We start from the raw sequence: 14801 nt of genomic DNA on the forward strand, positions 1-14801 counted from the left end.
GCGGCGGGGATTAGCGTTCGAGTGCGGTTGCGGTGTGGCGCATAGTATTTGCGTAAAGATCAGGCGATGCCCCGCCCTGCGATCCGCACCACCGGAACAATCGCTCCGGCGCGCGGCGGCGGCAGCGTGAAGATCGCCGCGTCGGCGCGCTGGTCGAAAATCACTTCGCCTCCTCCAACCAGTTCAGCGCTGGCGATGCGCGCCGAGCCGAGCGCACGGCTGCCCAATGCGGCAACCGCGATCGGCTCGGTCGGCCATTTCAGGAAGATGACGTTGAGCCCGCCCTGCTTGACCGTGAAACGGACGTCGCGCGCGGTGAAGCTGGCGCCCTTCTCCTCGTTGAACATTCCGCCCGACAGGTCGGTCGGGCCTTCGCCAAAGGTTCGCCACGGGCGGCTGCCATGGATCGCTATCTCGCCATGCACCTGCATCCACTGCGTGATCCCGGCGACGATCTTCTCTTCCTCGCTGTCGATCGTTCCGTCGCCGCGAACGGGGATCGAGAGCAGCAGATTCCCGTTCTTCGAAACCACATCGCACAGCCGCTGGATCACCTGCTCGGCCGGGACATAGCTTTTCTGGTCGAACCGAGCGCGGTTATAGTGCCATTCGCCGATGCAGGTGCAGGTCTGCCACGGGCGCGCGCGCAGCCGGTCGGAAAAGCCGCGCTCGACATCGTCGACCAGGACGTTCTGGTCGTAGTCGGGCAGCACCTTGGCGGTTGCCAGCACGTCGGGCGTGCCGTGCCATTCGGTCGCCCGGCTGTAATAATGTGCCACCGCTTCGAGCCCGAGATGCTCCATCGGCATCCCGAAATTGTCGAAATAGACGAGATCGGGACGATACTTGTCGACCAGGTCGTTCTGCCGCAGCAGCCATTTGCGTGCGAAGTCCGGGTTCGACGGCGGGATAAACTCCATCCAGCGCCCGTCATGCGTGTGGTGCCACGCATCCATGCTCGCCGCCGAGGCGATGCCGTCGGGCGCGACGAAGCTCGGTCCGCAATATAGTTCCTGCGGGTCGAGGCCCTCCCACCATTTGCCTTTGCCGTCGGCCGCGGTCAGCTTGAAGGCGTCGTAGCGTTCGCCGGCGCGCGGCCCTTCGGCGTCATAGCCATAGGCGGTCTGGTACCAGTGCCAGGCGTGCGCCGAATGGTTGCTAACCCCAAACTTCAGCCCCTCGCGCCGCACCGCCTTTTCCCAGCCGCCGACGATGTCGCGCTTCGGACCCACGCGCATGGTGTTCCAGGCGTGATGCGCGCTGTCATAGGCGTCGAGATTGTCGTGATGGTTGGCGAGCGCCATGAAGTATTTCGCACCCGCCGCCTTGTAGAGGCGAACCAGATATTCCGGCTCCCAATTCTCGGCTTTCCACAGATTCTCGATCTCCAGAAAGCCGCGATCCGCCGGATGGCCGTAATGCTTCAGGTGATGCCCGTAGTGCGGGTGCGACTGCTGGTACATCAGCCGCCCATACCAGTCGCCTGCCTCGGGCACGCACTGCGCCGACCAGTGCGCCCAGATGCCGAACTTGGCATCCCGAAACCATTCAGGCACGTCCCACGCCGCCGCCAGCGCCGACCAGTTCGGAGCGATGTCGCGCGCCGATGCGGGGCGCGGCAGCGTGGCCGCGCCCAGCGCGCCCCCCATCAACCCACGCCGCGAGATCCTCATACCGCGCCGCCGCTGCCCCGAACCACCGGTTTGGCACCCCACAATGCATAGAACAGGATGTAGACCTCGCACGCTGCAGTCAGCAGAAACGACAGTTGCAGGCCATAGGCATCGGCCAGCCACCCCTGCACCACCACCAGCGCACCGCCGGCGATCGCCATGATCAGCAGCCCCGATCCTTCCTCGGTCAACGGTCCCAGCCCCTTGATCCCCAGCGTGAAGATCGTCGGGAACATGATCGAATGAAAGAACCCCACCGAGATAAGCATCCACATCGCCAGCGGTCCGGTGGTGAACACGGTGATCAGCATCACCACGAACGCTCCGACCGAAAACGCCGCAAGCACGGTTTCGGCCGGGACCTTTTGCATGATCAGCGCGCCCAGGAACCGCCCGACCATCATCCCGCCCCACAGGAACGTCAGATAGCGGCCTGCCTGCTCGAAGGTCAGGTCGGCAATCTCGGGCTGGCTGACGAAATTGACGAACAGGTTGGCGACCCCGATCTCGGCGATCAGGTAGATGAAAATGGCCGGCACGCCGAACACCAGGTTGCGGTGGTTCCACAGCGAGTGCCGCTTGCGCTCCTCGCGCGCGACGCGGCTGGTCGCCTGTCCCATCGCCGGCAGCGGGAACTTGGCGATGACCAGCGCCAGCACCGCCAGCACCGCCGCCACCAGGACATAGGGCAGGATCACCGATTGCGCGTCGGCCAGCCGCTCGGCTTCGGTCAGCACCGTGCCCGCCTTCGACGTTCCACCGACCGACCGCCCGAGGATCAGATACGCTCCGAACATCGGCGCCAGCATCGTTCCGACAGAATTGAACGCCTGTACCAAGTTCAGCCGCGACGACGCGGTCTCGGGCGGGCCGATCACCGAGACATAGGGGTTGGCCGCGACCTGCAGCAGCGTGATACCGCTGGCGATGACGAACAGCATCACCAGCGTCACGCCGTACGAAGGCAGGCTCGCAGCCAGCGTCATGCCGAGCGATCCCGCCGCCATGACCAACAATCCGACTACCAGCGACTTCTGATACCCGATCCGCTCGATCAGCTTGGCCGAGGGGATCGACGCGACGAAATAGGCGATGAACCACACACTCTCGATCAGCGTCGTCTGCGTATAATTGAGGTCGAACACGCTGCGCAGATGCGGCAGCAGCGTGTTGTTGATGACGGTGATGAAACCCCACATGAAGAACAGGCTGGCAAGCAGCGTCAGCGCCGGGCGATACGATGCGCCGGCGGGCACGGCGGCCCCGGGAGTGCTCGATCGGGGGATGCCTGCCATGGTGTTCCGCTCCTGCCCTTGCGGGTCGTGTCAATTTTCTTGTCTGAGTAGATAACAGAGATCAGGCGGTCAATCGGCGGCCGGCAGCAGGCGCGCAGCGCGCGCCCCGGGCTGCCGAGAGAGGATTTTTCTGGTAGCGGTCACTATCCGATTTGTAAGACTACGAAGCCTGCCTATACCAGCACAATCGGGCGCAACGACGCCGGGGTCGAGGGGGACGGGATGCAGCGCTGGCACTACGCAATTGCGGCAGGGCTCGCGTCGGCGATTGTCGCGACGCCCCTGGCCGCCCGGCAGGCGACCGAAGTGCCGCGCATCGATAGCCGCGGCGGACAGCACGCCTTGATCGTGGACGGGGCACCGTTTCTCGTGCTTGGCGCGCAGACCAACAACAGCGCCAACTACGCGGCGATGCTGAGCCAAGTGTGGCCGATCGTCACCGCAATGCACGCCAACACCACCGAAATTCCGATTGCCTGGGAACAGGTCGAACCGGTCGAGGGCCAGTTCGACTTCTCGTTTCTCGACATCCTGCTGAAGGAGGCGCGGGCGCACGACCAGCGGCTGATCTTGCTGTGGTTCGCGACGTGGAAGAACACGTCGCCCAACTACGCCCCCGCCTGGGTAAAGCTCGACAACCGGCGCTTCCCGCGCATGACCAACGACAAGGGCGAAACGCATTACGCGCTGTCGCCGCATCATCGCTCCACGCTCGAGGCGGACAAGAAGGCGTTCGTCAAGCTGATGGAATATCTGCGCGATCACGACCGCCAAAATACCGTCATCATGGTCCAGCCCGAGAACGAGGTAGGCGTTTACGGCACTGTCCGCGACTTTTCCCCCGCCGCGCAGAAGCTGTTCGACGGACCGGTCCCGGCACCACTCCTCCGGCGATATGAAAAGCAGCCCGGTACCTGGTCCGCGGTGTTTGGCGCCGACGCCGACGAATATTTCAACACCTGGCACATCGCCGCGTTCATCGACGAGATCGCCGCCGCCGGAAAGGCGGTCAAGCCGCTCCCCATGTACACCAACGCCGCGCTCGCCGCCGCGTTCGGTCGGCAAAAGGCAGGCAGCTACGCCAGCGGCGGGCCGGTCCACCATGTCATCGACGTCTGGAAGGCGGCCGCCCCGCACATCGATTTCGTCGCGCCCGACATCTACAGTCGCGACCATGCCGCTTGGATGGAATATCTGCGCTTCTACGACCGTCCCGACAATGCGCTGATGATTCCCGAAGTCGGCAACGACGCAGAATTCGCGCGCTATTTCTACCCCGCGATCGGACGCGGCGCGATCGGCTACGCCCCGTTCGGAATGGATGCCACCGGCTATTTCAACCACCCGCTCGGCGCCCGGGATCTGGGACCGGAGACGATGGAATTGCTGACGCGGCCGTACCGCGTGTTCGCGCCGATGCAGCGCGAATGGGCCAGGCTCGCCTTGGCCGGCAAGACCTGGGGCGCCGCCGAACCGACCGATCCCAAGGCCGAGCACACTCAGGTGATGGAACTCGGCAAATACCGCGCCACGGCGACCTTCGGCCAGTGGCAGTTCGGCACCGACAAGCCCACCGGCAACCCAAAGCCGACCGGCGGGATTGCCATCGCCGAGCTTGGTCCTGACGAATATCTCGTCACCGGTTTCGACACCCGCGTCGCGTTCAGCCTGACCAATCCGGGACCGCAGGAATCGATGCTGTATGTCCGCGTCGAGGAAGGCCGCTATCACGACGGCGAATGGCAGTTCCTGCGCGTATGGAACGGCGACCAGACCGATTACGGCCTCAACTTCACCGATCGCGATATGGTGCTGCGCGTCAAGCTCGGCAGCTATCGCGGCAATCCCGTCATCCCCGTCGGCAATCCCAACTAAGGCCTTCCATGACCCGAACCCTGCTGCTCGCCGCGCTGTTCGCCTCCTCTTCGAGCATCGCCTTTGCATCCGATGTGACCAAGGTGACACACGGCGTCGTCGTCACGCCCGACAGCGGCACGGCCAAGCGCGTCCGCGTGCTCGCGTACGGCGACGACAGTTTCCGGGTGACGGCAGTCCCCGGCACCGACCTCGCCGCCGCGCCCGAAAGCCTGATGGTGATCGCGGAAGCCTCGGGCGACCCCGCGATCAGCGAAGGCGGCGGCTTCGTCACGCTCAAGCTGCCCAAAGCCACTGCCCGCATCCGCCTGTCCGACGGCCGCGTCACGTTCCTCGACGCCTCGGGACGCGAAGTCCTTGCCGAGGAAGCCCGCGCCGCGTTCCAGCCGGTGACGGTCGAGAACCAGTCCTTCGCCATAGTCAGCCAGCAGTTCAACCGCGGCACCGACGAAGGGCTCTACGGCCTCGGGCAGCACCAGAATCGCCAGATGGATTACAATGGCGAGGACGTCGAACTCGCCCAGCACAATATCGACATCGCCATCCCGTTCCTCGTCTCGACGAAGAACTACGGCCTGCTGTGGGACAATAACGGGATCAGCCGCTTCGGAAACCCGACGCCCTACGGTCTGGTCGGCGCGGATTCGCTCAAGGTGGCGAGCAACGGCAAGCCGGGCTGGACCGCACAATATTATCTCGGCGATCGTCTCGCCGTGACCCGGCAGGAAGCGGTGATCGACTATCGCTACATCAAGGATCAGGCGAAATGGCCCGCCGCCGCCAAGGCCGACACGGTCGCGGCAACCGGCGGCCAGAATACCGCCGGCAACGCCGTTCAGAAGCAGCGCGTGGTGTGGACCGGCAGCGTCACGCCGGACAAGACCGGCACCCACAAGTTCAAGCTCTATTCGTCGAGCTATGTGAAGGTGTTCGCCGACGGCAAGCAGGTACTGAATCGCTGGCGCCAGAACTGGAACCCGTGGTTCCACAATTTCGATCTGCCGATGACCGCGGGCAAGCCCGTCGATATCCGCATCGAATGGGAACCCAATGCCGGCTATATCGGCCTGCTCCACAACGACCCTCTGCCGCAAGCCGATCGCCATTCGGTGTGGATGACGTCCGACGTCGCCCGCGCGATCGACTATTACTATATCGGCGGCAGCGACCTCGACGACGTCATCGCGGGATATCGCGACCTGACTGGCGCATCCTCGATGATGCCGCAATGGGCCTATGGCTTCTGGCAGAGCCGCCAGCGCTACACGACCCAAGAGGAACTGCTCGGCGTGGTCCGCGAATATCGCAAGCGCCGCCTGCCGATCGACAATATCGTCCAGGACTGGTTCTACTGGCCCGAGGATCAATGGGGCAGCCACGCATTCGATCCGGAACGCTTCCCCGATCCGGTCGGCATGGTCGACGAAGTCCATGCGCTCGACGCCCGCATCATGATCTCGGTCTGGCCGAAATTCTATCCGAATACCAAGAATGCGCAGGAGCTGCGTGCCAAGGGCCTGCTCTACGAAGGCAACCTCACGGCAGGCGAAAAGGACTGGGTCGGCAAGGGCTATCCCAACACGATCTACGACTCCTATTCGCCCGAAGCGCGCGCGATCTACTACCGCCAGATGCGCGAACAGCTCGTCGACAAGGGCTTCGACGCGTGGTGGATGGATGCCACCGAACCCGACATCCACTCGAACCTCTCGCTCGATCAGCGTGCCGAGCGGATGGGGCCGACCGCGATCGGCCTGCCCGGTGCCGCACTCTTCAACAGCTATCCGCTCGTCCATGGCGAAGGCGTCGCGCAAGGGTTGCGCGAGACAAAACCCGACGTTCGCCCCTTCATCCTCACCCGTGCCGGCTTTGCGGGCACGCAGCGGACCAGTTCAGCCTTGTGGTCGGGCGACATCGTGTCGCGCTGGGACGATCTGCGCGACCAGATCTCGGCCGGCATCAATGTGTCGCTGTCGGGCGTGCCCAACTGGACGCACGACATCGGCGGCTTTGCGCTGGAGGATCGCTATACCAACCAGGAGCCCGAGCATCTCGCCGAATGGCGTGAGCTCAACCTGCGCTGGTTCCAGTTCGGCGCGTTCAGCCCGCTGTTCCGCAGCCACGGCGAAACCCCAAAGCGCGAGATCTATGAGATCGCCGCCGACGACCCGGCGATGTACGCGGCGATGGCCGACTATTCGAAGCTGCGCTACCGGTTGATGCCGTACATCTACACCGTCGCTGCAGACAGTGCGCTGCGCGACGGCACGATCATGCGCGGCCTCGTCATGGACTTCCCGCAGGACCGCAAGGTCTGGGACATCGACGACCAGTATATGTTCGGACCGTCGTTGCTCGTCGCCCCCGTGACCGAGTTCAAGGCCCGCTCCCGGTCGGTGTATCTGCCCACAGACAGCGGCTGGTACGACTTTGCCACCGGGGCGTATTACACTGGCGGAAGCAGCATCACCGCCCCCGCCCCCTATGAGCGGATGCCGCTGTTCGTCCGCGCCGGATCGATCATTCCGACCGGTCCCGAAATCCAGCACGTCCGCGAACAGCCCGATGGCCCGATCGTACTGCACGTCTACACCGGTGCCGACGGTCGTTTCGACTGGTACGAAGACGACGGCACCAGCATGCAGTACGCGAGTGGCGGCTTCACCCGCGTTCCGTTGGTCTGGGACGACAAGGCCGGAATACTGACGATCGGCGATCGTGTCGGGTCGTACGAGGGGATGCCGGCAGAACGCGCGATCTCGGTCCGCTTTTACGGCAGGGACAAGGCGGTCGCAGCCGACTTCTCAGAGAATGGCGCGAAGCAGGTCGTGTATGACGGGAAAGCGGTGACAATCACCAGATGACACACGCACCCCGGCGCAGGCCGGGGTATGGCTGGCGTCTGGCACGTACGCTCCCATCCACTTCGGCGCCGAGGATTGCTCCCTCTCAAATGCGCCGATAGCGTGGCGCGCATCACGATCCGAGGACATCCCATTGCCCCGCACCCTCCCGCTCGCCGCGCTGCTGCTTTCCACCGCCTGCGCTCCGATGGCCGTTCAGAACCCGCCAGCCAACGTCTCCGCGCCCGAAACCAACACCGCTGCCGAGGATGCCCGCCTCACCGCATTTCTCGACGCCGCCTATGACGCCCAGCTCGCGCTGTCGCCCGAAGCCATGACCTATCAGGGCATGAAGACCGATTACGACAAGCTCGACGACTATACCGATGCCGCCAGCCAGCGCAGCTTCGCGCTCGCCGAGCGCCAGCTCGCCGACATGCGCGCCAAGTTCGATCCGGCAAAGCTCGGCACCAGCGCCCGGCTCAGCTACCGACTGTTCGAACAGGCGTTCACGGTCCGCCAGCGCAATTTCCCGTTCCGCGATTACGGCTTCCCGGTGTCGACCAACGGCAGCCCGGCGGGCGATATCCCCGTCTTTCTCATCAACAACCACCGCGTCGACAATGCCGACGATGCGCGCGCCTATATCGCCCGCATCGTCGAGACCGAGCGCGTGATGCGCGAGGTCGCCGATCAGATGCGCCGCCAGGCTGCGGCCGGCATCGTCCCGCCGCAGATGGTGTTCGCGCCAGCCCGCGCCGACGCGAAGAAGGTGCTGGTCGGCGCCCCCTTCACCAGTGGCGAGCCCGCCCCGCTCTACGCCGATTTCGTCGAGAAGGTCGGCGCGCTCGAGATTCCGCAGTCCGAAAAGGACCGGTTGCTGACCGACGCACGCGCCGCGCTGACCGGCCCGTTCAAGCGCGGCTTCGACACTTTGTTCGCCGCGCTCGACGAGATCGAGCCCAAGGCGACCAGCAACGACGGCGCATGGCGGTTGCCCAACGGCGCGGCCTATTACGACGCCCGCCTCGCCGCCATCACCACCACCGACCTCACCGCCGACCAGATCCACCGGATCGGGCTGGAGCAGGTCGCCGCGATCCGTGCCGAGATGGAAGCGGTCAAGGTGCGGATCGGCTTCACCGGCTCGCTCGAGCAATTCTTCGCCGCGGTGAAGGCAGACCCGGCGTACAAATATCCCGACACTGCCGCCGCGCGCGAAGCCTATCTGACCGACGCGCGCGCTGTGATCGCGAAGATGATGGCCGCCGCCCCGCGCTGGTTCCACACCGTGCCCAAGGCGCCACTCGAAGTCCGCGCGGTCGAGGAATGGCGCCAGGACACCGCCGCGGTCGCCTTCTACAACCGCCCTGCACCCGACGGCTCGCGCCCCGGCATCTACTACGTCAACCTCGCCGACATGACTCAGGTGCAAAAGCCGCAGGTGGCGGGCATCGCCGTCCATGAAGGCGCGCCCGGCCATCATTTCCAGATCGCCCGTGCGATGGAATTGCCCGGCCTCCCCAAGTTCCGCAAGTTCGGCGGCTACGGCGCCTATGTCGAAGGCTGGGGTCTCTATAGCGAGCGGCTCGGTCAGGAAATGGGCGCCTACCCGACGCCTATCGACGAATTCGGGATGCTGTCGCTCCAGATCTGGCGCGCGATCCGGCTGGTGGTCGACACCGGCATCCATTCGAAACGCTGGTCGCGCGACAAGGCGATCGCCTATTTCCGCGCCAACAGCTCGGTATCCGACCGCGACACCGTCAAGGAGGTCGATCGCTACATCAACAATCCCGGCCAGGCGACCGCGTACATGATCGGTCGCCTCAAGATCGGCGAGCTGCGCGCCAAAGCCGAGCGCGAACTCGGCAACCGCTTCGACATCCGCAATTTTCACGAAGTGGTGCTCGGCAACGGCGCGCTTCCGCTCGACGTGCTCGAGGAAGAGGTCGATCGCTACATCGCGGCCAGCCGGGGGTAGCACGCTCCCGCTTGACATCGCCCACCCCGCCGCCGCATTCCCCGCCGCGATACAGGTTCGCGCAAGCGATCAAAAGGGAAGCCGGTGCGAGGGAAACCTTCTAGACCGGCGCTGTTCCCGCAACTGTAACCGATGACACCGCGCCCCATGCGCCACTGTCCTTTGAGGATGGGAAGGCGGGACGCGATCCGGCGGTGCACTCCGCCGGGCATCGGGAGCCAGGAGACCTGCCCGTATCGTCTGTCCTTTTTCCGGTCGGGAGGTGCCGGGAAATCGAAGGCACGTTTCCTTCGCGCGACAGCAACCGGGCCGGGGCACATGCTCGGGCGCGGGCTGTCGCAGCCGGCATGCCCGCGTTCCCGTCATCCCCAGCCCGTTCGCATGGGCCAGGCCGCCTCCACGCGGCCGACGAAGGGAATGACGCATGACAACCTATGACCGACACCAACCGGACCCTATCTCCGTTCGTTTCGAGCGAAGTCGAGAAACGCTGGGCGTAGCTCGCCAAACCCGTCTCTCGACCATGCTCGAGACGAACGGTTGGTGGTTGGCTTCGCTCACCCTCCTGACCCTCACCACCCCCGCCACCGCGCAGGACCGTTCCCAGTCCGAAATCACCGTCACCGCGACCCGCACACCGCAACCGATCGACGAGGTCGGCCAGCCCGTTACGGTCCTCGACCGCGATCTGATCGAACAGCGCCAGACCGTTGCCGTCTCCGACCTCATCGCCACCACCCCCGGCGTGACGATCAATCGCAACGGCAGCATCGGCAGCACCACCGGCATCTTCGTGCGCGGAGCGGAGACCGACCAGACCTTAGTCCTGATCGACGGCGTCCGCGTCAACGACCCGGCCTCGCCCGGCGGCGCATTCAACTTCGGCGACCTGCTCACCGGCAATATCGACCGTATCGAAGTGCTGCGCGGATCGAACAGCGTCGCCTGGGGCAGCCAGGCGGTCGGCGGTGTCGTCAACATCGTCAGCGCCGCGCCCACCGATACCCCGACCCTGAACGCCGCCGCCGAATATGGCTCGTTCGACACCGTTAATGCCCGCGCCAACGCTTCCGCCCGCGTCGGCCCGGCCGCGCTCAGCATCGGCGGCTCGTATTTCGAAAGCGACGGCATCTCGCAGGCCGCGATCGGTACCGAAGCGGACGGCTATCAGAACACGACGCTCAATGCCCGCGCCGACATCGCGCTGACCGACACGATCAGCGCCGACCTGCGCGGCTACTACATCCTCGGCAATCTCGATGTCGACGGCTACCTTCCCGATTTCAGCTTCGGCGACACCGACGAAACCTCGCGTACCGAACAGTGGATCGGCTATGCCGGCCTCAATTACGCCAGCAGCGACGCCCGCTGGGCCGGCCGCGTCGCCTATAGCTATTTCGAGAATGACCGCCGCAACCGTAGCCCCGACGCCGTCACCTATGACGGCTATGGCCGCACCGAACGCTTCGAAGCGCAGGCCGGGCTTCAGCCGATCGAACCGCTCAAGCTCGTGCTTGGCTACGAACATGAAGCACCGAACTATCTCGCCACCTCGTTCGGCACTACCACCAGCGGCAGGGTCAACATCGACAGCGCCTTCGCACTCGCGATCCTGTCGCCGATCGAGCCGCTGACGTTGACAGCCGGCGTCCGCCACGACGACCACAGCCGCTTCGGCGGCGCCACCACCTTCGGCGCGAGCGGTGCCTATGCGGTCGGCGATTTCGCGATCGTCCGCGCGGCCTATGGCGAAGGCTTCAAGGCGCCGACGCTTTACCAGCTGCTCGGCGACTACGGGAACCCCGATCTTGTTCCCGAAACCTCGAAAAGCTACGAGGCGGGCGTCACGCTCTTCGCGCTCGACCGGGCAATCGCGCTTGGCGGGACCTGGTACACGCGCGATACGCAAAACCTGATCGGCTTCGTCGATTGCGATACGACGATCCCGGTCTGTGCCGGCGGTGAGCGTCCGTTCGGCGTCTATTCGAACACCCGCCTGACCAGGGCCGAAGGCGTCGAGGCCACGCTCGACCTGCGTCCCTCCAACCGCCTCACCCTCGCGGCCAACTACACGCTGACTCAATCCCGCGACCGCACTCCCGGCCCGACTTTCGACAAGCGGCTGATCCGCCGCCCGGTCGATGTCGCGAATTTCTCGATCGACTGGCAATCGCCCTTCGCGGTCGCGCTCGGCAGCACGATCCGAATGGTCGGTGATTCCTTCGAGAATGGTGGCAATACGCTCTCGACCGACGGCTATGCGGTGGTCGACATCCGCGCCGGCATCGACCTTGGCGATCGGCTCGAACTCTATGGCCGTGTCGAGAACCTGTTCGATGCCGAGTATCAGACGGTTCGCGATTATGGCACCTATCCGCTGTCCGCCTATGGCGGCGTCCGGGTACGCCTGTAATGCCAAGGGCGCGGCGTCTGGCAACCGCGCTGGCGAGCCTCGCGCTTGCCGGATGCGGCATGCCCGGCGCCGCGCCGCGCGGCCCTCTTCCCGAACGCCCGCGCATCGTGTCGATGAACCCGTGCATCGACGCGATCCTCGCGCGCGTCGCCGACCCCGCGCAGGTCGTCGCGATCAGCCATTATTCGCAGGAACCGAATGCGACCTCGGTCGACCTGAAATGGGCCAGCCGGTTCGCCGTCAACTACGACACCGCCGAAGAAGTCATCACCTTCCAGCCCGACCTGGTCCTGATCGGCCCGCACGTCGCCAAGGCAACCGTCGCCGCGATCGAACGCTCGGGCGTCGCCACCGAAACCGTCGGCGTGCCGATGACGATCGCCGAGAGTCTCGCCCAGATCACCCAGGTCGCCGCCGCTATCGGCCACCCCGACCGCGGCGCGGCGCTGGTGCACGAAATCGAGACCGTCCTTGCCGCCGCCGCCCCGCGCCCCGGCACTCCCCCGATCCCGGCGCTCATCTGGCAAGGCGGCGGCCTCGTCCCGGGCTCCGGCACCCTCGCCGACGAACTGCTGGTGCGCACCGGCTTCACCAACCAGAGCGCCGCGTACGGCCTCGCCGCCTGGGACATCCTACCGGTCGAACACCTCATCGCGCGCCCGCCCGCGATCATCTTCCACGATGTAGATCACCAGGCCCGCGCGCTGCGCTCGGGCGCGGTCGCCCGGCTCGGCAAGCTAACCACCCTCGCCCCGTTCCCCGAGCACCTTCTGCAATGCGCGGGACCAAACCTGATAGAAACCACACAGGTGCTGGCTGCGGCACGCGAGGAATATCTGCGCTCCGCCAAATCCGTTCGTTTCGAGCGAAGTCGGGAAACCGATGCAAGCGCGCGGTCAGCGTTTCTCGACTTCGCTCGAACCGAGCGGAAGGTGTTTGGAACCTTCCCATGACTCGCCCTCGCATCCTCCTCGCCCTGACGCTCGCTGCCACCCTCGCCGCCGCGCTGTCGCTGATGGCCGGCAAGACCTGGGTTCCGTTCGACGCCTGGTGGAGCACCGACCCCCGCTGGTGGATCATCTTCGACCTGCGCGTTCCCCGCACATTGCTCGCGCTGATGATCGGCGCGGTGCTCGGGCTGTCGGGTGCGGTGCTGCAGGGTTATCTCCGCAACCCGCTCGCCGACCCCGGCCTTGTCGGCGTTTCCTCCGCCGCCGCGTTCGGCGCCGTCACGGCGATCTTCTTCGGCATCGGCGGCAGCGTATGGATGCTTGCGGGCAGCGCGATGGCCGCCGCCGCGCTGTCGGTCGCGCTGCTCGCCTTCCTCGTCGGGCGCAGCGCCAGCGCGGTCAGCTTCATTCTGGCGGGCACGATCCTCTCCGCGCTTGCCGCCGCACTGACGACGCTTCTGATAAGCATCGCCCCCAACCCGTTCGCCACTGCCGAAATCGTGACCTGGCTGATGGGCGCGCTCACCGACCGCGGCTATGACGAGATCGTCTTTGCCGCCCCGTTCATGGCGCTCGGCGCGCTGCTCCTTCTCACTACCGGCCGCACCCTCGATGCGCTCGCGCTCGGCGAGGACGTCGCGCGGTCGATGGGCATCAGCATCCCGCGCCTGCAAGCGATCATCGCCTTGGGCCTTGGCCTTGGCGTCGGCGCGTCGGTCGCGGTCACCGGCGTGGTCGGCTTCGTCGGCCTGATCGTGCCGCACATCGTCCGTCCGTTGGTGGGCCAGAAGCCCTCGGCGCTGCTGGTCCCCTCGATGCTCGCCGGAGCGCTCCTCCTCACTATCGCCGACAGCCTCGTGCGCATGACCCCCGGCGCGGGCGAACTCAAACTGGGGGTGGCGATGGCGCTGATCGGTGCGCCCTTCTTCTTCTGGCTGCTGTGGCGCTATCGGCGGCACATGGCATGACCGCCATCCTGCAACTCGCTCGCGCGTCCGTTACGATCGGCGCCACCCCGATCCTGACCGAAATCGACGCCACCTTCGATCCCGGCCGCATCACCGTAATCCTTGGCCCCAATGGCGCGGGAAAATCGACATTGCTGTCCCTGCTCGTCGGCCTGCGCGCGCCCGACCGCGGCGCGGCGATGCTTGGCGACCGCCCGATTGCAGGCATCCCCGCGATCGAACGCGGCCGACGCATCGGCTACCTTCCGCAAAGCGCCGAACTTCACTGGGACCTCGAAGTGCGCGACCTCGTCGCGCTTGGCCGCACCCCCCGCCGGGGCAGGTTCGGCGCGCTGTCGCCAGCCGATGACGCGGCGATCGACCGCGCGCTCGCGGAAACCGACACCGAACGCTTCGCGCACCGCCGCGCCGGCAGCCTGTCCGGAGGAGAACGCGCCCGCGTCCTCCTCGCCCGCGTGCTGGCGGGGGAGCCCGACTGGATCCTTGCCGACGAACCGCTCGCCAGCCTGGACCCCGCGCACCGCATCGAGGTGCTGACGGCGCTGCAGAACGTTGCAGCCAGCGGCACCGGCGTGGTGCTGGTCCTGCATGATCTGACGCTGGCGCATTGGGTTGCCGACGACGTGCTGCTGCTCGATCGAGGGCGCGTGGTCGCTGCCGGAAGTAACGATATCCTCACCGAGCCTGGCCTGATCGAACGTGTGTACGGCATTGCCGTCGACCGCATCGACCGCGCGGGCCAGCCGCCGCTGATCGTGCCGGTCCCGCGGCTGCACCGCGACGGAGCCGGGGGCTGACCG

9 protein-coding genes and 1 riboswitch are annotated in these 14801 nt (G+C 65.7%); of the genes, 7 read left to right on the forward strand and 2 right to left on the reverse strand.

Annotation, left to right across the window (positions count from 1 at the left end):
- Positions 1 to 59: 59 nt before the first annotated feature.
- Entirely contained in the window at positions 60 to 1649 is a 1590-nt protein-coding gene (locus FHY50_RS07100) for an alpha-L-fucosidase (RefSeq protein ID WP_243846591.1), read from the reverse strand.
- 20 nt (positions 1650 to 1669) lie between these two features.
- Entirely contained in the window at positions 1670 to 2968 is a 1299-nt protein-coding gene (locus FHY50_RS07105) for a sugar MFS transporter (RefSeq protein WP_140047789.1), read from the reverse strand.
- A 222-nt stretch (positions 2969 to 3190) separates the two neighbouring features.
- Between FHY50_RS07105 and FHY50_RS07110 the strand changes: the two genes are divergently transcribed.
- The 7 genes from FHY50_RS07110 to FHY50_RS07140 all read left to right on the forward strand — a co-directional run bounded on the left by FHY50_RS07110 (position 3191) and on the right by FHY50_RS07140 (position 14798).
- Positions 3191 to 4843 carry a DUF5597 domain-containing protein gene (locus tag FHY50_RS07110; protein ID WP_140047790.1) on the forward strand — a complete coding sequence of 551 codons (1653 nt, stop codon included), beginning with the start codon at positions 3191 to 3193 and terminating at the stop codon, positions 4841 to 4843.
- A gap of 8 nt (positions 4844 to 4851) precedes the next feature.
- Positions 4852 to 7707 (forward strand): TIM-barrel domain-containing protein, encoded by a 2856-nt coding sequence (locus FHY50_RS07115; RefSeq protein WP_140047791.1) that lies wholly within the window; start codon positions 4852 to 4854, stop codon positions 7705 to 7707.
- Between the two features lie 187 nt (positions 7708 to 7894).
- Positions 7895 to 9670 carry a DUF885 domain-containing protein gene (locus tag FHY50_RS07120; RefSeq protein ID WP_243846592.1) on the forward strand — a complete coding sequence of 592 codons (1776 nt, stop codon included), beginning with the start codon at positions 7895 to 7897 and terminating at the stop codon, positions 9668 to 9670.
- A gap of 36 nt (positions 9671 to 9706) precedes the next feature.
- A riboswitch (cobalamin riboswitch) is annotated at positions 9707 to 9919 on the forward strand.
- A 298-nt stretch (positions 9920 to 10217) separates the two neighbouring features.
- Entirely contained in the window at positions 10218 to 12083 is a 1866-nt protein-coding gene (locus FHY50_RS07125) for a TonB-dependent receptor plug domain-containing protein (protein WP_244935309.1), read from the forward strand.
- The gene (locus FHY50_RS07130) at positions 12083 to 13036 is read left to right on the forward strand and encodes an ABC transporter substrate-binding protein (protein ID WP_243846593.1); all 954 of its coding nucleotides are present in this window, start codon (positions 12083 to 12085) and stop codon (positions 13034 to 13036) included. The genes FHY50_RS07125 and FHY50_RS07130 overlap by 1 nt, the downstream gene beginning before the upstream one ends.
- Entirely contained in the window at positions 13033 to 14001 is a 969-nt protein-coding gene (locus FHY50_RS07135) for a FecCD family ABC transporter permease (protein ID WP_140047794.1), read from the forward strand. Before FHY50_RS07130 ends, FHY50_RS07135 begins: the two co-directional genes overlap by 4 nt.
- Positions 13998 to 14798: an ABC transporter ATP-binding protein gene (locus FHY50_RS07140; protein ID WP_140047795.1), complete on the forward strand. Its 801-nt coding sequence runs from the start codon at positions 13998 to 14000 to the stop codon at positions 14796 to 14798. The genes FHY50_RS07135 and FHY50_RS07140 overlap by 4 nt, the downstream gene beginning before the upstream one ends.
- Positions 14799 to 14801: the final 3 nt, after the last annotated feature.

This window comes from Sphingomonas japonica, assembly GCF_006346325.1.
Taxonomy (GTDB): Bacteria; Pseudomonadota; Alphaproteobacteria; order Sphingomonadales; family Sphingomonadaceae; genus Sphingomonas; species Sphingomonas japonica.

Bases quoted from the DNA above. Each gene is read 5' to 3' on its own strand.
- FHY50_RS07100 (WP_243846591.1), bottom strand. From the start codon at position 1,649: ATGGGGGGCGCGCTGGGCGCGGCCACGCTGCCGCGCCCCGCATCGGCG.
- FHY50_RS07105 (WP_140047789.1), bottom strand. From the start codon at position 2,968: ATGGCAGGCATCCCCCGATCGAGCACTCCCGGGGCCGCCGTGCCCGCC.
- FHY50_RS07110 (WP_140047790.1), top strand. From the start codon at position 3,191: ATGCAGCGCTGGCACTACGCAATTGCGGCAGGGCTCGCGTCGGCGATT.
- FHY50_RS07115 (WP_140047791.1), top strand. From the start codon at position 4,852: ATGACCCGAACCCTGCTGCTCGCCGCGCTGTTCGCCTCCTCTTCGAGC.
- FHY50_RS07120 (WP_243846592.1), top strand. From the start codon at position 7,895: ATGGCCGTTCAGAACCCGCCAGCCAACGTCTCCGCGCCCGAAACCAAC.
- FHY50_RS07130 (WP_243846593.1), top strand. From the start codon at position 12,083: ATGCCAAGGGCGCGGCGTCTGGCAACCGCGCTGGCGAGCCTCGCGCTT.
- FHY50_RS07135 (WP_140047794.1), top strand. From the start codon at position 13,033: ATGACTCGCCCTCGCATCCTCCTCGCCCTGACGCTCGCTGCCACCCTC.
- FHY50_RS07140 (WP_140047795.1), top strand. From the start codon at position 13,998: ATGACCGCCATCCTGCAACTCGCTCGCGCGTCCGTTACGATCGGCGCC.